Raw genomic sequence first — 17,259 nt, 5'->3', positions numbered from 1 at the left:
TCTGTGACTGTTCTAGTCTCAGACTTTTTTTTCAAGTTAGAAAGGATGACTATGTCAGAATTAGGTATTTCCATCTATCCCTCTAAGTCTAGTTTTCAAGAGATGGCGGCTTATCTGGACCAGGCGGCCAGCCTGGGCTATACCCGCATCTTCACCTCCATGCTGGAGGTGGCAGACAATCCTGATGAGACGGTGCAAGCCTTCAAGGCCATCATTGCTCATGGCAATGCTCTGGGCATGCGGACCTCTCTCGATGTCAATCCCAAGCTCTTTCAGGCCTTGAATCTTGGTTATGAAGATATGAGCTTCTTTGCGGACTTGGGGATCTGGTCTCTGCGTTTGGATGAAGGTTTCCGCGGCTATGAAGAAGCCATGATGACCCATAACCCTTACGGCATCATTATCGAAACCAACATTTCCAGAGGTCAGCATTATATTGACCTGATTATGGATTTTGGGGCCAATAAGGACCGCTTGATTGGTTCCCATAACTTTTACCCGCAAGCCTACACGGGCTTGGACTTGGATTATTTTGTAGAAACAGCCGCCAAATACAAGGCTTACAATCTTCGGACGGCAGCCTTTGTGGATACTGCATCTGGGAAATTTGGCCCCTGGCCCCTGTCTGATTTGATGGTGTCCAGTGAAGTGCAGCGTAACCTCCCTCTGACTACTCAGATTCAGCTTCTCAAGGCGACGGGCGTCATTGACGACCTCTTTATCAGTTCCTCATTGGTGGACCTTGACGACCTAAAGGCCGCTGCCGCTAGTTTCTTTGGAACCATGCCAGAGCTCCAAGTTCAGTTTCGGGAGGATACCAGTGCACTGGAGAAAGCTATTTGTTTAGACAATATCCAGCTCTATCGGGGGGATTACTCAGGCTATATGATTCGATCCAGCCAGACCAGGGTTAAGTATCGGAATGAAGTTGTTCCTGCTGCCAATACCGCTGCCATCCAGAGAGGGGATATCCTCATTGGCAATGACCAGGCAGGCCAGTACAAGGCAGAGTTGCAGGTTGCCCTCAAGGACCGCCCAAACCTGGGTGAACGCCAGAATGTCATCGGCCATATTCGGGAAGCCGACCTGATTCTTCTGGACTGGATTCAACCTTGGCAGTCTTTTAGACTGGTGGAAGATAAATAAGATGAAAAAAACCAGCGTCTGCTGGTTTTTTCGAGTCCCATTTAAAGGTCGCGGTAATCAATCAGCTCAACTCCAGCTTGCTCCAAGAAGCTTTTGGTGGCTGGGTTGGTCAGAACCTCCACCTCCAAACAGCGTTCCTGCAAGAGGCTGGAGTGAGTCAGGATATATTGGTCTAAATAGCCAGGATGAAAGATTCCCATTTGGACGACTTCATCAGAGGCGGACGCGACCATTTTTTGCAAGAGGACAAAGGGATCGTAGTTTGGTTGGAGAGACTCCATGTGGAATGCCACGAGAGAATCACCAACCCGAATGGGTTTGTCATCCATAGGGAAGCCCGAATACTTGAGTTGGTACTTGTTGGCCACATACTCAAGGCCCTTGAAAAACTGGGCTGAAGCTACGGCATGCCCTTCAAAATAATCTGGCTTACGGCCAAAGAGTTCGAGGAAGCGATGGTACTGGGCTTCGATTTCGATGATGACTTCGTCAAAGACCACAAAATCCTCGGTGGCGGAACGGTAGGTTTTGGAGGACTTGAAATAACCTTTCTCATCCACCAGACTAGGAATCAGAGCAGGGTCGCTCAGGGGCTGTTCGGCACAGATATTGACATGGACACCTAGGGCAATATCACAGTCCCGAATCAAGTCCACTCCATGGAGCGTAGCGGGCATATTGACCATGACCCCCAGGCTCCTAATCAACCCCTGCCGAATCGACTTTTCAATGCCATAATTGACCGCCTCTGAATAACCGAGGTCGTCTGCACGTAGTAGTAATTTTTTCATGGGGAGCTCCTAATCTTTTATCAATACTGGATTATTTTTTTCAAATCCAAATAGGTAGGTTAGTAGGGCTGTTACAGTAAGAGAAATGAGGCAGGCAATGGTGCCCTGGACCATATTGGACATCCCACCACCCAGGAAGCCTAGGAGCATGAGTACATTGGTAGCCCCTGCTACATAGACTCCAACCTGAGTGATACCTGCATAGAGACCTGCCACAAATCCCCCAATCGCTAGGGCGATAAAGGGCCGTCTAAAGCGGATACCCACCCCAAAAAGCACAGGCTCTGTAATACCGCCTAAGAGACAGGAGACGACATAGCCCAAAGCCAAACCTTTTTCCTCTTTTTTGCGCATCCGCAAGAAAGCTCCGATAGCCATTCCGAAAGCCGCAAATTGGGCCATCCCGCCGGCTGTTAAAACAAAGGTGTCTACCCCATTTGTCATGATGCTACTAATGCCAAAGAAAATCAATACATGGTGCATACCAGTTAGAATAAGGAAACACCATGCTGCTGCAAGAACGGCGACTGCCAAAAAACCAGCAGCGTCATTAAAGGCGATTAAGGCATTGCCAATCCAGTCTCCCAAAATATTTCCCAGAGGAGCAAGGAGACTAAAGGCAAAAGGAACTGTAACAGCCATGGTTAAAAATGGAACAAAAATGGTTGATAGACTGGTCGGAATCACTTTTTTAAAGAAGGGTTCAAGATAGGACATGAGCCAGACAATTAACAGAACTGGCAAGAGGGTCTGGGCATAGTTGTGCATGGTGGTTGGGATGAACCCATAGACAGTGAAAGGCTGACCATCCAAGGCTACTAGTTCAGGCACAACAAGCATAGCACCTGCAAAAATTCCCATTACTTGACTCACACCTAGCTTTTTCGCAGCGGTGAAACCGATATAGATGGGCATAAAGAAGAAGAAGGCATTATAGAGGGCATTGAGCAAGATATAAGTATCGCTTTCTGCGCTCACCCATTTGAATAAATCTGGGCCAATCACCACAAGAACTGTTTTAAACATGGCTGCGGTAATCATGGCAGGGATGAGTGGAGTCACTGAACCAGACATATAGTCTAAAATATTCATGCCAATTTTTTGGAGCGTCAGGGGCTCTTTTACTTTGGGAGCATCCAAGTTCTCATCAATTGCTTTTTCCGTTGCAACACCAGCTAATCGTGCAAATTCTGGGTAAACATTAGCGACATTTTGTCCAATAACAATTTGATACTGTCCGCCTGATTCAACAACAGCAATGACACCTGGGATACTGGTGACTTCGTCCTTTTGGGGGATGGATGTATCTTTTAAATTCAAGCGAAGCCTAGTCATACAATGGCTGGCACTGGTAACATTTTCCTTGCCACCCACAGCAGCAAGAACTTTTTCTGCTATGATACGATTTGCGTCTGACATACTTTCCTCCTAGTGCGGCTTGGCCGCTTTTTCATACAATCTATTGATGTGAATCATCAAATAGAGTAGCTCGTCATCTGACTGTTCCAGACCAAAGGTTTGGTCAATAAAAGTTAAGATGGCTTTGGCAATGCGGTAGATGTAGGGTTGGTTATTTTTGAGACTATCAAGAATAATCTTGTTTCCGTCTACAAAGCGTTCATTCTCTCTCACCCGCTTCAGGTAATAGCGAAGATGGGCTTGAAATCGCTGGTAGTTGAATTCATCACGTTCAATCCTGATGGCCAAATCCTTCTCTATCATCTGTGTCATGATTTCAATCATTTCTTCGATATTCTGTGTTTCAGGATCTATCGAAAAGTCGGCTCTACTATTGATGAAGTGCATGGCAATAGTAGTGATTTCACTGGATGGCAAGTCAATGTTCAGGGAAGTATTGATGATCGCCAATGCCTCACGGGCTAATTTCGTTTCTAAGGGGTAGAGTTGGGCCACTTCTTGTGAAAAGAGGATTTTCATCTCCTTGAAATCCCGTAAACGACGAATAGCGAATTGAATGTGATCGGCTAAACTAAAGACCAAGGTTGGATTTAATCGCCCTCCTAATTCTTTTTGAGCGTTTTGTACGATTTCAACACTCAGTAACATTAAGTCCTCAGGGATTTCAGTCAGAAGTAGTTCAAAATGCTGATCCAACTTATAAAATGTCATATCAATTTTGGATAGATCGTTTAACACGTAAGGTGTTTTTGGAAAACCAATTCCACGTCCAAAGGCAATCAATTCTTTACCGTTATTATCAATGCAAACCGCAACATTATTGTTGACTTTCTTTACAACCCTCATACCTTCTACCTTTCTCCATATTAGGTTGACTGCATTCTACAATTATATTGCAGCCACCAAAAAACTCCTCAGCAAGACATAGTCCACCCCCTTCTCAAAAAGTTGGTTGGTAATGCCTCCCGAAGAGTAACAATCCTTATAAAATTACATTCATTATACGCCAAAAAAAACCAAATGTCAACGGTTACAAAAACAAAAAAAATCATCTTTCTGCTCGGGGGACCTTATGGTATAATCAAATCAGATAGAAAGGGAGAGAGTTGATGAATCTACGAGAATTGTTTCCTGAAGCGGTGGTCAACCAGAAGGAGAAAATGGGCCAGGGTTGGCTGACTCAACCTTTGGGAGACCAATATATCCACTTTCCGCTTGAGGCCTTGAGCCAGCGCGAACAAGCCCTGCTGGACTTACAGGAGCCGCAAAGTGCCTTGCAGGCATCGGGTGAGGATGCTTGGCACCAGTTTTTGGTGCAAAAAAAGGGAGGCCTGCCGACCAAATTAGAAGGGGTCCAGCTCCTCTACCTGGAGCATGGTTTCCCTCTGTCTTCTGATTTGCTGGACCTCTTTTACGGGCTCTTCCCCCATCTGACAGCCTTGGTGGAACTGAGTTCAACCCGGACTGTCCTGGTCTTGGATCAGACGACTCCATTTGAAGTGGAGACTTTGGTTCAGGATATTCTGCCAGCGGTTGAGAATGATTTTGGGACCAAGCTGACCATCTTTTTTGGCAATAGCTGGACCAGGCTGCAGGCAGAAGAATTGAGGCAGGTCTTTGACAGTGAGTACCAGCTTTTTTCTGACTTCGTTCGTTTCAAGGGCAGTGAGCAGACCATCTCCTTTGCAAAAATGGCCCTCTGGGCCCGCTCCGGCCAGTTGAATCTAGGGGTCATCCCAGAAAAAATCCGCCACTACATCGATGAAAGCAAGGACATGGCGGACATCATCGAGGCCATGTGGATCTCCCAGACCAATCTGGTGCAGACCGCCCAAAAACTCTTTATGCATCGCAATTCCCTCCAGTACAAACTGGATAAATTTCACAACCTATCCGGTCTCAACTTGAAAAATTTGGATGATCTGGCCTTCTGCCACCTCTTGATCTTGAATGGATAAGCTAGGGAAGCCCCCTGGCTTTTTTGTGCACTTTGCCCAAAAATTCTGTTCGGTCTGTCTATTTTTTGAAATCGTTTTCTTTGCTATACTAGAAGCATCAAAAGAAAAACGGAGAAAAACAATGGTTGAATTGAATCTGAGCCACATTTTTAAAAAATACCCAAATGCGACCCACTACGCGGTGGAAGACTTTAACTTGGACATCAAGGACAAGGAATTCATCGTATTCGTAGGTCCTTCAGGCTGTGGTAAGTCGACTACGCTGCGGATGGTGGCTGGTCTGGAAGATATCACTGAAGGTGAATTGCGGATTGATGGTGAAGTGGTCAATGACAAGGCACCAAAAGACCGGGATATCGCCATGGTTTTCCAAAACTATGCCCTCTATCCACACATGACTGTTTATGATAACATGGCCTTTGGTTTGAAATTGCGCAAATATTCCAAGGCAGATATTGATGCCCGTGTGCAAGAAGCGGCTGCCATCCTTGGTTTGACAGAATTCTTGCAGCGCAAACCAGCTGACCTCTCTGGTGGACAACGCCAGCGTGTTGCCATGGGACGTGCCATTGTCCGTGATGCCAAAGTATTCTTGATGGATGAGCCTTTGTCTAACTTGGATGCTAAGTTGCGGGTATCCATGCGGACTGAGATTGCCAAAATCCATCGCCGTATCGGTTCCACAACCATTTACGTAACCCACGACCAGACTGAAGCCATGACCCTGGCGGACCGTATCGTTATTATGTCTTCTACCAAGAACCCTGATGGTTCAGGAACTATCGGCCGTGTGGAGCAAATCGGTACACCGCAAGAGCTTTACAATACTCCAGCCAATAAATTCGTCGCTGGATTTATCGGAAGCCCAGCTATGAACTTCTTCAACGTTACCGTTGAAGCAGATCGTCTGGTTAGTGCAGATGGTTTTGAAATCGCCCTGCCAGAAGGTCAGGCCAAGATTTTGGAAGCCCAAGGCTACATCGGCCAAGAAGTCATCTTCGGTATCCGTCCAGAAGACATCTCCAGCAACCAAATCGTACAAGATGCCTATCCAAATGCTACTGTGAAGGCAGAAGTCCTAGTATCCGAATTGCTCGGTTCTGAAACCATGCTCTATGTCAAAACTGGCGCAACCGAATTTGTTTCCCGTGTAGATGCGCGTGACTTCCACTCACCAGGTGAGGAAGTAGCCTTGACCTTTAATGTTGGCAAAGGACACTTCTTCGACAAGGTATCTGAAAAAGCTATTCGCTAATCCTTTTTTCGGCCACTAAGTTTCTTAGGATCTTAGTGGTCGTTTTTCTTTTGTCAAAAACCTTGCTGGTGCGGCTCAGTCTCTTCTCATTTGTGCTATAATCATCTTATGGACTTTACAGTAGAAGAAAAAGAATACTTTATGCGGGAGGCCCTCAGGGAAGCCGAGAAATCCTTGGCCAAGGAAGAAATCCCCATCGGCTGTGTCATCGTCAAGGATGGTAAAATCATCGGCCGTGGGCACAATGCCCGTGAGGAACTTCAGCAGGCCATCATGCACGCAGAAATCATGGCTATCAAGGAAGCTAACCAGCAAGAGGGCAACTGGCGCTTGTTGGATACCACCCTCTTTGTCACCATTGAACCCTGCGTCATGTGCAGTGGGGCTATCGGTCTGGCCAGAATTCCCCAGGTTATCTACGGAGCGGCTAACCAAAAATTTGGCGGAGCAGGCAGCCTCTATGACATTTTGACCGATGAACGCCTCAATCACCGGGTGGAGGTGGAGACGGGGATTTTAGAAGAGGAATGTGCTGCCATCATGCAGACCTTTTTCAGGCAGGGCCGCGAGCGAAAAAAGGAAGCCAAACGCCAGGCCAAGGAGGGCTTGGAAGAGTAGGTCAGCCTATTTTTGGGAAAAATGGGTCAGCATCTTCCCAGCCAGAAAAATTTGTGGTATAATAATCAACGGAGCAACATTCGTGCGTGAAGTGGGTCAGGGGAGGAATCCAGCAGCCCTAAGCGAGGTCGGATGTGTGCTCTTTTATTTGTTTTCAATACCCTTTGAAGTCTAGCTATCAAAGGTATTTTTGAAAATATAGTGAAAAATATGAAAACATTATGAAAATGTGCAGTGTTTAACAAAGTACTTGAAAAAAAACTCATAAAGCGTTATCATAGAATGTAAACACAAATTGGAGGCTTATAAATGGCACACATCAAATTCGATTATTCAAAACTACTAGGACAGTATGTTCAGCCACATGAATTGGACTTTATGCAAAGTCAGATTACAGCTGTAGATGCTGACTTGCGCAACCGTACAGGAGCTGGCGCAGAGATGCTGGGTTGGCTGGATCTTCCACAGGACTACGACAAGGAAGAATTTGCCCGCATCAAGGAAGCGGCAGAAAAGATCAAGGCAGACAGTGATGTTTTGGTGGTCATCGGTATTGGTGGTTCCTATCTTGGTGCCAAGGCAGCCATTGACTTCCTGAATTCTTCTTTTGTCAACTTGCAGAGCAAGGAAGAGCGCAAGGCGCCACAGATCCTCTACGCAGGAAACTCGATTTCTTCTACTTACTTGGCGGACCTCTTGGACTATGTGGCAGACAAGGATTTCTCTGTTAATGTCATTTCTAAGTCTGGGACAACCACGGAACCAGCTATTGCCTTCCGTGTCTTCAAGGAAGCCCTGATCAAGAAATACGGTGTGGAAGAAGCCAACAAACGGATTTATGCAACCACCGATAAGGTTCGTGGCGCGGTCAAGGTAGAAGCAGATGCCAGTGGTTGGGAAACCTTTGTGGTGCCAGATAGCGTGGGTGGACGCTTTACCGTCTTGACAGCAGTTGGTCTCTTGCCAATCGCGGCAGCTGGTGCAGATGTGGATCAGCTCATGGCGGGTGCCGCAGCAGCTCGTGAGGCCTACTCTTCTAACAAGCTATCTGAAAATGAATCCTACCAATATGCAGCCCTTCGGAACATCCTTTACAGAAAAGGCTACATGACCGAAATCTTGGCCAACTATGAGCCATCTCTGCAATACTTCTCAGAGTGGTGGAAGCAACTGGCCGGCGAATCAGAAGGAAAAGACAACAAGGGTATCTACCCAACTTCAGCCAACTTCTCTACTGACCTTCACTCGATTGGACAAATCATCCAAGAAGGTCGTCGTGACCTCTTTGAAACAGTGGTCCGTGTCGACAAGCCAGCGAAAAATATCCTCATTCCTGAAATGGCAGAAGACCTGGATGGCCTTGGCTACCTGGAAGGTAAGGATGTCGATTTCGTTAACAAGAAGGCTACTGACGGTGTCCTTTTGGCCCACACAGATGGTGGCGTGCCAAACATGTTCATCACCCTGCCTGAGCAAGACGAGTTTACTCTGGGCTATGTCATCTACTTCTTCGAGTTGGGCATCGCCGCATCTGGCTACCTCAACGGTGTCAATCCATTTGACCAACCAGGTGTCGAAGCCTACAAGAAAAACATGTTTGCCCTTCTTGGCAAACCAGGTTTTGAAGACCTAGCCGCAGAGCTCAATGCTCGTTTGTAATCGAAACTATGAAAGAGTCCGAGAGGGCTCTTTTTCTTGTGAAAAAAACGATGAAGCAGAAACATTTGCCATAAAATCAAGGATTTTTGTCAAAAGTTTGTGAATAAAATAATTTTAAATAACATTTGACAAAACTGTTGACAAATGACAAGAAAGGGGTTACAATGCAGATATGAATCAAATGACACAATAGGTGTCAAATGTTAAAAGGAGGTCGCATATGACTTTATACGGAAAATTGTTGGAGCGCGAATCTGCCAATAACCCGATTAAAGTTGGGGTTATCGGGGCTGGTCAGATGGGTACAGGGATGATTGCCCAAATTTCAACCATTCCTGGTATGGAAGTTCGGGGCATCAGTGACATCCAGCTGGAGAATGCCAAGCGGGCAGCAGAGGCCTACAATGCTTCTTCGGCCAAGAAGGTGGATATCCAGGTGACGACTGACTTCAAGGAAGTCATCGAATCAGATGATATTGAAATCATTGTTGATGCGACGGGTGTACCGGAAGTGGGGGCCAAAATCGCCTTGGCTACCTTGATTGCCAAAAAACACCTGGTCCTTCTCAATGTAGAGGTGGATATCACCATTGGCCCTCTCATGAAAAAAATGTATGATGCGGCTGGCCTGATTTACACAGGTTCAGATGGAGATGAGCCTGCAGTGACCACTCAACTCTTTGAATTTGCCAAATCCATGGGGATGGAAGTCCTGGTTGCTGGAAAGGGCAAGAATAACCAGCTCAAGATTGAAGCCAATCCAGACAGCTGTGCAGCAGAAGCAGCAGCCAAGAAGATGTCAGCCCACATGCTAGCAGCCTTTCAGGATGGCACCAAGACCATGGCTGAGATGAACCTCTTGTCCAACGCCATCGGCTTCCTGCCAGATCTTCCAGGGATGCATGGTATTGCTGGGGACCTGGATTCGACAGTGGATGACCTGCGTTTGAAGTCAGAAGGCGGGGTTTTGGACAGTTATGGTGTTGTGGAATACGTCGATGGTCTGGCCCCAGGAGTCTTTATCATTGTGAAGGGACAAAATGATGGGGTGGCCCATGAGTTGAACTATTTGATGAAAAAAGGAGACAAGGACCATCACTTGCTCTTTAGGCCTTTCCACTTGGCCAGCCTAGAAACTCCACTGACCATTGCTCGGGCTGTCTTGGAGCATGACCACGCTATTGTGCCTATGGGGGCTCCTGTTTCAGAAACAGTAGCGGTTGCCAAACGGGATATTAAGGCCGGTGAGCCGATCGATGGTATTGGCGGCTACTGTGTTCGCGGTGTCATCGAGACCCATGCGGATATGCGTAAGAATAACAATGTTCCAATTGGTCTGGTTGGCGGCAAGTCTTTTGCTAAACGGGATATTGCGAACGGAACCTTCCTAACTCTGGATGACATCCAGCTGGATGAAACCACAACTGTTTACAAACTGCGTAAACTTCAGGACGAGACTTTTGGCTAGTTCGGACTTGTTGAGTGGTTCCAGTTTCGATACAATGGTACTATCCCATTAAAAGGAGAACGAGATGAGAAATCTAGTGATTGCACTGACTTTGGTGCTCTTGGTGCAGCTCCTCTTGACCGTTTATCAGGTTCAGTATTACCAAGGCTTTATGAAGAATTTGGTGAAAAAATACCAGGATACTCAGAACTACCAATTAGTATCTGAGGTGGTCAAATCGAGGTTCCGCTCAAGTATTGTGGCTCTGATTTATGATCAGAACAAGGTGATTGTTGAGGCATACTGTCTCAATGGCTTAACTATTTTTTCGAGATTTCAGCCCTTTGACCAACTGGTGGGGCAGGTCTTGGATGCCAATCTCCTGTCTGTCATAAAGGGAGAAGAAAACTCTGCCAAAGGCAGGGCCGTTCGTGGTTTGGTCGAAAAATATGCTGGATAGGAGGAAAGAATGAAGGAATTTACTGTCGTTGAAATTGGGGAAATGGTCCCCGCCTTTGAGGAAGAGCTGATTGTTATCCTTTTTGGAGAAACGGCTCCCCCTGAATTGAGAGCCATTTCAGTGGTACATGATTACCAGGCCAGTGATTTGGATGAGGTGGTTTTGAAGGTTGGGACCAGGCTCCAACTGGGAGACCAGCTGTACACGGTCCTTGAGGTTGGAAATGCGGCGAATGCCAACTTCCAGGAGTTGGGGCATGTGGCCATCTATATGAAAAAAGGAGAGGAAGCCCTGCTTCCAGGTTCCATCTTGGTCGAACCTGCTATTTTCCCGCATTTAAAAGCTGGGGATAGTCTCCGAATCCTCAACGACTAGGCACAATCTATGGTATAATTTTTATAGAAAAACCAAAGAAACGATGGGGAAGTCTGATGGAAAATTATACAGAAAAAGATTATGTGAAAGTAGCAATCATGTACTACGATGAGGGGATGACCCAGGCAGAAATTGCCAAAAAGATGGGCGTTTCCAGGTCTCTCGTCTCCAAAATCTTGAATGATGCCAGAGAGGCAAAGATAGTTGAGATTTTTATCAATAGCCAGTCGGTCTTTACTACCAAGTTGGAAAGAGAGCTGGAGCAGCACTTTGGACTTCAGGATGCAGTGGTAATTGACACGGTCGGTTTGACGGCTACGGAAATCAAGCGCAGGGTCAGTCATGCGGCTGCTACCTACATTGAGTCACGTTTGCGCAAGCATCCTCAGATTGGCCGTATCGGCATTTCCTGGGGAGAGACCCTGCGGAGTCTGGTCAATTACCTTCCCTATGTCAATCACTCTGATTTTCACATTTATCCCTTAATTGGGGGAATGGGCAATGAGCATTTTTACCTCCATTCCAATCAGCTAGTCCAGACTCTGGCCCAAAAAATGCGGGCTACAGCCCACTATCTTTATGTACCAGCCATGGTTTCCAGTATTGCTTTGAAAAAAGAATTGGAGCAAGATTCCACCATCTCTCGGGTCCTTGAAGAGGGAAAAAAGGTTGATTTGGGTCTTTTTGGGATAGCTTCTTTGGAAGAAAACAGCACCATGATGGAGACTGGCTATATCTCTGCCGAAGAAGCCAAGCGCTTCAAGGAAGAGATGGGAGTGGTCGGGGACATCAACTCGCAGTTCTTTGGCCAAGATGGTCAGTCCATTCTAGGGATCAATGAACATGTTATGGGGGTTAGTTTAGAGGACCTCAAACAGATTCCAACCAAGGTGGTCATCGCCTATGGGCTAGCCAAGGCTGAAGCTATTCGGGTCGGAATTGAACATCAAATGGCCGATATTCTCATCACCACAGATGAGACGGCCCAAGAAATTTTATCGCAATAAGCATAGAATGAACTATTTCTTCCTGATGAAATGGTTTATTCTTACACAAGAAATGCAACCGCTTACTTGTGTATCGTATCACATTTTTAAAGGGGAATAAGACATGAATTTTATTGAATGGTTTGGTGAAAACTTTATCGGTATCTTCCAGGCGGGTGGTCAGCAATTTGTCGGTTATCTGACAGGTATTGTCCCGCTTTTGGTGGCTCTTCTGACCTTTACCAATGCCGTTATTGCCTTGATTGGGCGTGAGCGCGTGGACCGTTTTATGAAGGCCAGCGCCAAATACACCATCTTACGCTATACTGTCATGCCACTTTTGGCCGTCTTGGTCCTGACAAACCCCATGGCCTATACCTTCGGTCAATTCCTGAAAGAAGAGGAAAAACCAGCCTTTTACGATGCGGCCGTAAGTATGGTTCACCCCGTTACAGGCCTCTTTCCCTATGCCAATGCAGGCGAACTCTTTGTTTACCTAGGTATTGCCAATGGAGTGGTGGAAGCAGGTTATTCACAGGGTAGCCTGGCTGTTCGCTACTTTTTGGCAGGTATCGTGGTCATCTTCATCCGTGGAGTGGTCACAGAAAGAATTACCAAATTCTTGATGAAGAGAGCATCCTAATAGAAAGTCAGCAAGAGGTATAGAATATGTCAGAATTTAAAGCAGTTTTTGTAAAACGTGGGGACAATGGCTGGGGAGAAGGTTTGTTGATTCAACCAACAGCTGAGAAAAACAAGATTGTATCTGTCACAGGCGGAGGCATTCACCCAGTTGCCCAAAAGGTGGCAGATTTAACAGGGGCGGAAGCAGTGGATGGTTTTAAAAATGCTATTCCAGATCATGAAATTGCAGCAGCAGTCATCGATTGTGGCGGAACGGCCCGCATTGGGGTTTATCCCATGAAGGGGATATTGACCTTGGATGTCCTTCCTTCCTCTCCTTCTGGTCCCCTGGCCAAGCATATCAACGAAAGCAACTTTGTCTCAGGGGTCAAACCGGAGTGTGTGGAAGTAAGGGAAGCTGTCCAAAGCCCAGTTTCTTTTACTTCGGAACCAGTAGACCTTGAAAAGGAAGAATTTCAGGCCAAATATGCTGAGGTCAAGGCTGAGCATCAGGCCAAACAAGAGTCCAGTGATAGTTTCTTGGTTCGCTTTTCACGGGGAATCGGAAATGTCATGGGGATCTTCTACCAGTCTGGCCGTGATACCGTGGATATGCTCTTGAAGAACATCATTCCTTTTATGGCCTTCATGAGTACCATCATCGGAATTATCAACTATACAGGTGTTGGAAATATGATTGCCAACCTCTTGGAACCCCTGTCAGGCTCCATCTTTGGCTTCATCGTCATCGCCTTTATCTGTAGTATTCCTTTCGTATCCCCGGTTATCGGCCCAGGAGCCGTTATCGCTCAGGTAATCGGAGTCTTGATTGGTAGCCAGATTGCTCAGGGAACCATTCCAGTCACCTATGCCCTGCCGGCCCTCTTTGCCATCAATGCCCAAGTTGGCTGTGACTTTATTCCAGTTGGCCTCTCTCTCGGAGAAGCCAAACCAGAAACGGTTTCGGTCGGGGTTCCAGCCATTCTGTACAGCCGCGTCATCACAGGCGCCCTTGCTGTTGTCATCGGATGGGTCTTCAGTATCGGAATGTATTAAAACAATGGTCCAGTGGACCATTGTTTTATGAGCTTGAAAATGGGAGAGTGAGCCCCTCCTGCTCAATATTCCTTGGCCAGGAGGTATTCGGCGACTTCTTGGTCAATGATGATATGGTCGACACAGCCTTTTTGGAGGAGGGCGAAGAGGCTTCGAGCCTTGGACTTGCCGGAGGCTAGGATGGCGACTTCATTCATCATTTCCAGCTCTTCTAGGCTGATGCCGACCATGCGCTGGCTGAGGCTGGTTTCCACAGCTTGACCGTTCTGGTCATAGAAGGTGGCCAGGGCATCCCCGACGACTTCTTTTTCCAAGAGGTCCTTCTCATCTTCGGCAGAAACGACCCCCAGTTGTTTGTAGGTGGAGGACTGGGCTGGATTGCCGATGCTGACGATGGCCAAATCCACTTCCAGGGCCTTTTTGTGGGCCTGCTTGATGAAGGAGGAATTCATGAATTCCTGCTTTTGCTGGGGGCTATCTGCAATGGCTGGGGTGTAATAGTAACTGACAGCGGCCTGGTATTTTTCAGCCAGCCGAAAGCAGAGGTGGTTGGAATGCAGGTGGAGCGATTCGATGCTGGCCCCGCCCATCAAGGGGACAATGGATAGGTGTCCAAAGGGCAGGGGATTGGCCGCCTGGACAAACTCATGCAGGGTGGTCCCCCAACCCAGGCCGATGGAGTGGAGGTCATAGGCTCGGTGTTCGACAAAGGCTGCTAGGTCCTTGCCCATATTGGCCTTGGTCTGTTGCTCGGATTTTTCAGTAGGGGTAATGATGGCGGTCTGCAGGTTGTATTTTTCCAGCAGGCCTTTGCTGGCTTCTGAGCTGCTTGAAAAGTTGGGAGAGATGGTGATTTGGACAATACCTCCCTCCCTGGCTTCCTTGAGAAACTGGGCAACAGTTGGCCGGCTGATTTGGAGGATTTTGGCGATTTCTGTCTGCGTCTTTTGGTCCTCGTAATAGAGCAGGGCAGTTTGATAGATGAGTTGATTTCGATTGTTCATATGTAAAATAATATCTCCATTTTTATTCTATTTTATACCAATAATTTACAAATGTAAAACGATTCCTGAAAATGTTTTACAGGCAAAATGGCTGGTGCTATAATCAAATTAGGAAAAAGAACACAGCAAAATGGCGAAAGGAGACCCTATGAAAGTCAGTTCCAAACACCTTTATCAGGTGGCAAAAAGTGAAGGTTTTGCCATCCCCCATGCCAATTTTATTGACTCGGATTCAGCCAGGGCCTATGTCACAGTAGCCCAAAGGCGTGGTCTGCCCCTGCTTTTGGCCTATGCCCAGTCTCACGAGTCCATCCTATCTCTGGAAGAGGCCGCAGCCATCGGTAACTACTATGCGGATGCGGTGGATGTGCCGGTTGTCCTCCATCTGGATCATGGAGCAGATTTTGAATTTATCAAAAAGGCCATTGATTTGGGCTTTACCTCCGTCATGATTGATGCCTCTCAAGAGTCCTTTGAGGACAATGTAGCCCTGACCAAGCAGGTGGTGGACTATGCTCATGAGAGGGGCATCGTGGTGGAAGCAGAACTGGGCCATGTCGGGGCCAATGATACCTCGGAAGCGGATGAAATCACGGATTCGGTCTATACGGAGGTGGCAGACGTCCAGGCCTTTGTGGCAGCCACCCAGGTGGATTCGCTAGCGGTTTCCATTGGGACGGCCCACGGTGTTTACAAGGGGACGCCAAAGATTAACTTTGACCGTCTCCATGAGATAGCCAGCCTGACAGATGTTCCCCTGGTCCTGCATGGGGGCTCTTCCTCAGGAGATGAGAATCTGGGCCGCTGTGCCCGTGAGGGGATTACCAAAATCAACATCTACACGGACTTTATCGTTGCAGCCTTGGCCGCTACTAAGGCCTGTGAAACAGATGATTACATCGTTTCGAGACGGGCTGCAGAAAGAGCCATGGAAGATGTTTTAGACCATTACTTTGACGTTTTTGGCACACAAGCGATTTAGGAGGTAATCATGAGCAAAGTTCAGATCAAAACACCCTTTTTCATGTTCAATCCCAAGTCCTATCTCTATGGGGTTGAAATGGTGGAAATGGCCAAGGTGGCCGAGGAAATGGCTGTCAAATACCCGGAGGCATCGGTCTTTGTGACCTGTCCCTTTGCCAGCATCAGTCAGGTGGCAGCAGTGACAGACAAGGCCATTGTATCCGCCCAGCATTTGGATGGTATCAGGCCTGGACGGGGGATGGGCCATGTTCTCCCAGAAGCCCTCAAGGCTGCAGGAGCCCAAGCCAGCTTTATCAACCATGCGGAGCGGCCCCTGACCTTTGATGAGATTATCAAGGCGGTGGAGCGGGCGGATGAGCTGGGGATTGTAACAGTAGTCTGTGCCAACTCGCTCAAGGAGGCCAGTGCTATCGCAACCCTTGAGCCAGACATTATCCTTTGTGAACCGACCGAGCTGATTGGCACTGGAAATACCAGTGATGCTTCCTATGTGACCAGCACCAACGAGGCCATCAAGGCCATTTCACCAAAGACCCTAGTCATGCAGGCTGCCGGAATCTCAAGCGCCCAGGATGTCTACGACGTCATCCAGCTGGGGGCAGATGGAACAGGCTGCACCAGCGGTATCACCAATGCAGCAGATCCCAAGCAGATGCTTCGAGATATGGTAGACGCGGCTGTTCAGGCCTATCAGGAATAGGAGGAAAAGGATGAAATTTTATAAGGCTACCTTTACAGTGGAAACCTTGGCTGGCAAGGCCACTTATGTTGACATTACGCCCAAATTGCGGGAGATTATCCAGGAAAGCGGCATTCAAAACGGTCTTTTGGCTATGATTTCTCCCCATACCACCTGTGCGGTTTTCTTTGAGGAATTTGCCCATGATTACACAGAGGATGGGGATGAGTCCCTGCAGGCGGATCTCAATCATGTTTTGGAAAAAATCGTGCCGGACCATACCAGCGCCGACACCTATATCTACCCAGGTGAAGCCCATTATCAGGCTGTCGAGTCTTGGCCCAATGCGGCGGAATACCTGCCTGACGGGGATCGTAGGGCCCTCTGGAATGGAGACGGCCACCTCAAGGCAACCCTGATTGGCTCCAGCCAGTTGCTCGATGTAACCAATGGAGATTTGGGTGTCGGCAGTACAGGCTATTTCTACTTTGTCGACTATGACAAGACCCGAGAACGAACCAGAAAGTGCCAAGTGACAGTCTTTGGAGAATAAAGCCACTGGCAAAAAGACCACCTATCAGAAGAACCTTGTTTATCAGGGTTCTTTTTTCATACAAAAAATGAGTTTGGGACAAAAGTAGTTCCAAACTCTATTTTTTCGTTTTAGATACTTATAGCGCAGTGGTTGAGTGGGCTCTAATGCGCTGATAAATCAGCTTTTACAGCCCTATACGATTGATGCGAACGGTGTTCGCTCCATTTCCAACCTCCAAATGTTCCCCAAACCTTTGGAGCTGT

At 47.4% G+C, this 17,259-nt stretch carries 18 protein-coding genes and 1 other RNA gene; 15 read left to right on the top strand and 4 right to left on the bottom strand.

All coding sequences use genetic code 11. The annotated features are described in order from the left end of the window. Positions 1-51 precede the first annotated feature (51 nt). Entirely contained in the window at positions 52-1,146 is a 1,095-nt protein-coding gene (locus ACEYCN_RS01690; RefSeq protein WP_373712572.1) for a DUF871 domain-containing protein, read from the top strand. 41 nt (positions 1,147-1,187) lie between these two features. Here ACEYCN_RS01690 and ACEYCN_RS01685 read toward each other — a convergent pair whose 3' ends face one another. The 3 genes from ACEYCN_RS01685 to ACEYCN_RS01675 are packed head-to-tail and all read right to left on the bottom strand — an operon-like array spanning position 1,188 to position 4,202. Continuing rightward, positions 1,188-1,937 carry a ChbG/HpnK family deacetylase gene (locus tag ACEYCN_RS01685; RefSeq protein ID WP_373712571.1) on the bottom strand — a complete coding sequence of 250 codons (750 nt, stop codon included), beginning with the start codon at positions 1,935-1,937 and terminating at the stop codon, positions 1,188-1,190. Positions 1,938-1,946: 9 nt separating this feature from the next. Next, positions 1,947-3,356 carry a PTS transporter subunit EIIC gene (locus ACEYCN_RS01680; protein WP_373712570.1) on the bottom strand — a complete coding sequence of 470 codons (1,410 nt, stop codon included), beginning with the start codon at positions 3,354-3,356 and terminating at the stop codon, positions 1,947-1,949. A 9-nt stretch (positions 3,357-3,365) separates the two neighbouring features. After that, the gene (locus tag ACEYCN_RS01675; protein WP_373712569.1) at positions 3,366-4,202 is read right to left on the bottom strand and encodes a PRD domain-containing protein; all 837 of its coding nucleotides are present in this window, start codon (positions 4,200-4,202) and stop codon (positions 3,366-3,368) included. Between the two features lie 263 nt (positions 4,203-4,465). On the opposite strand from ACEYCN_RS01675, the gene ACEYCN_RS01670 reads away from it, so the two are divergent. From ACEYCN_RS01670 to ACEYCN_RS01620, 11 genes are all read left to right on the top strand, one after another. Continuing rightward, a complete protein-coding gene (locus ACEYCN_RS01670; protein ID WP_373712568.1) occupies positions 4,466-5,314 on the top strand; it encodes a helix-turn-helix domain-containing protein in 849 nt (282 codons plus the stop codon). Between the two features lie 121 nt (positions 5,315-5,435). Beyond that, entirely contained in the window at positions 5,436-6,569 is a 1,134-nt protein-coding gene (locus ACEYCN_RS01665) for an ABC transporter ATP-binding protein (protein ID WP_373712567.1), read from the top strand. A 108-nt stretch (positions 6,570-6,677) separates the two neighbouring features. Then, positions 6,678-7,187, top strand: coding sequence for a tRNA adenosine(34) deaminase TadA (gene tadA, locus ACEYCN_RS01660; RefSeq protein WP_373712566.1), 510 nt, complete (start codon positions 6,678-6,680; stop codon positions 7,185-7,187). Positions 7,188-7,247: 60 nt separating this feature from the next. Continuing rightward, positions 7,248-7,347: signal recognition particle sRNA small type (ffs, locus tag ACEYCN_RS01655), an RNA gene on the top strand. 149 nt (positions 7,348-7,496) lie between these two features. After that, the gene (locus tag ACEYCN_RS01650) at positions 7,497-8,846 is read left to right on the top strand and encodes a glucose-6-phosphate isomerase (RefSeq protein ID WP_373712565.1); all 1,350 of its coding nucleotides are present in this window, start codon (positions 7,497-7,499) and stop codon (positions 8,844-8,846) included. A 220-nt stretch (positions 8,847-9,066) separates the two neighbouring features. After that, a complete protein-coding gene (locus tag ACEYCN_RS01645; protein ID WP_373712564.1) occupies positions 9,067-10,314 on the top strand; it encodes an NAD(P)H-dependent oxidoreductase in 1,248 nt (415 codons plus the stop codon). A gap of 64 nt (positions 10,315-10,378) precedes the next feature. After that, positions 10,379-10,753 carry a transcriptional regulator GutM gene (locus ACEYCN_RS01640; RefSeq protein WP_373712563.1) on the top strand — a complete coding sequence of 125 codons (375 nt, stop codon included), beginning with the start codon at positions 10,379-10,381 and terminating at the stop codon, positions 10,751-10,753. A 9-nt stretch (positions 10,754-10,762) separates the two neighbouring features. Next, complete coding sequence (locus tag ACEYCN_RS01635; protein WP_373712562.1) at positions 10,763-11,128, top strand: PTS glucitol/sorbitol transporter subunit IIA; 366 nt, start codon at positions 10,763-10,765, stop codon at positions 11,126-11,128. A gap of 56 nt (positions 11,129-11,184) precedes the next feature. Continuing rightward, positions 11,185-12,135 (top strand): sugar-binding transcriptional regulator, encoded by a 951-nt coding sequence (locus ACEYCN_RS01630; protein WP_373712561.1) that lies wholly within the window; start codon positions 11,185-11,187, stop codon positions 12,133-12,135. Between the two features lie 103 nt (positions 12,136-12,238). Beyond that, positions 12,239-12,757, top strand: coding sequence for a PTS glucitol/sorbitol transporter subunit IIC (locus ACEYCN_RS01625; RefSeq protein WP_373712560.1), 519 nt, complete (start codon positions 12,239-12,241; stop codon positions 12,755-12,757). A 26-nt stretch (positions 12,758-12,783) separates the two neighbouring features. Then, complete coding sequence (locus ACEYCN_RS01620) at positions 12,784-13,794, top strand: PTS glucitol/sorbitol transporter subunit IIB (protein ID WP_373712559.1); 1,011 nt, start codon at positions 12,784-12,786, stop codon at positions 13,792-13,794. 62 nt (positions 13,795-13,856) lie between these two features. Here ACEYCN_RS01620 and ACEYCN_RS01615 read toward each other — a convergent pair whose 3' ends face one another. After that, on the bottom strand, positions 13,857-14,798 hold the full coding sequence (locus ACEYCN_RS01615) for a sugar-binding transcriptional regulator (protein WP_373712558.1): 942 nt from the start codon (positions 14,796-14,798) through the stop codon (positions 13,857-13,859). Between the two features lie 148 nt (positions 14,799-14,946). On the opposite strand from ACEYCN_RS01615, the gene ACEYCN_RS01610 reads away from it, so the two are divergent. The 3 genes from ACEYCN_RS01610 to ACEYCN_RS01600 are packed head-to-tail and all read left to right on the top strand — an operon-like array spanning position 14,947 to position 17,014. Beyond that, entirely contained in the window at positions 14,947-15,780 is an 834-nt protein-coding gene (locus ACEYCN_RS01610) for a ketose-bisphosphate aldolase (RefSeq protein ID WP_373712557.1), read from the top strand. A gap of 9 nt (positions 15,781-15,789) precedes the next feature. Then, entirely contained in the window at positions 15,790-16,482 is a 693-nt protein-coding gene (locus tag ACEYCN_RS01605; protein WP_373712556.1) for a triose-phosphate isomerase, read from the top strand. A gap of 10 nt (positions 16,483-16,492) precedes the next feature. Next, positions 16,493-17,014, top strand: a complete 522-nt coding sequence (locus ACEYCN_RS01600; protein ID WP_373712555.1) for a YjbQ family protein — start codon at positions 16,493-16,495, stop codon at positions 17,012-17,014. Positions 17,015-17,259: the final 245 nt, after the last annotated feature.

This window comes from Streptococcus sp. (genome assembly GCF_041802885.1).
Lineage (GTDB): Bacteria > Bacillota > Bacilli > Lactobacillales > Streptococcaceae > Streptococcus.
This window is presented reverse-complemented; position numbering and strand designations above follow the sequence as displayed.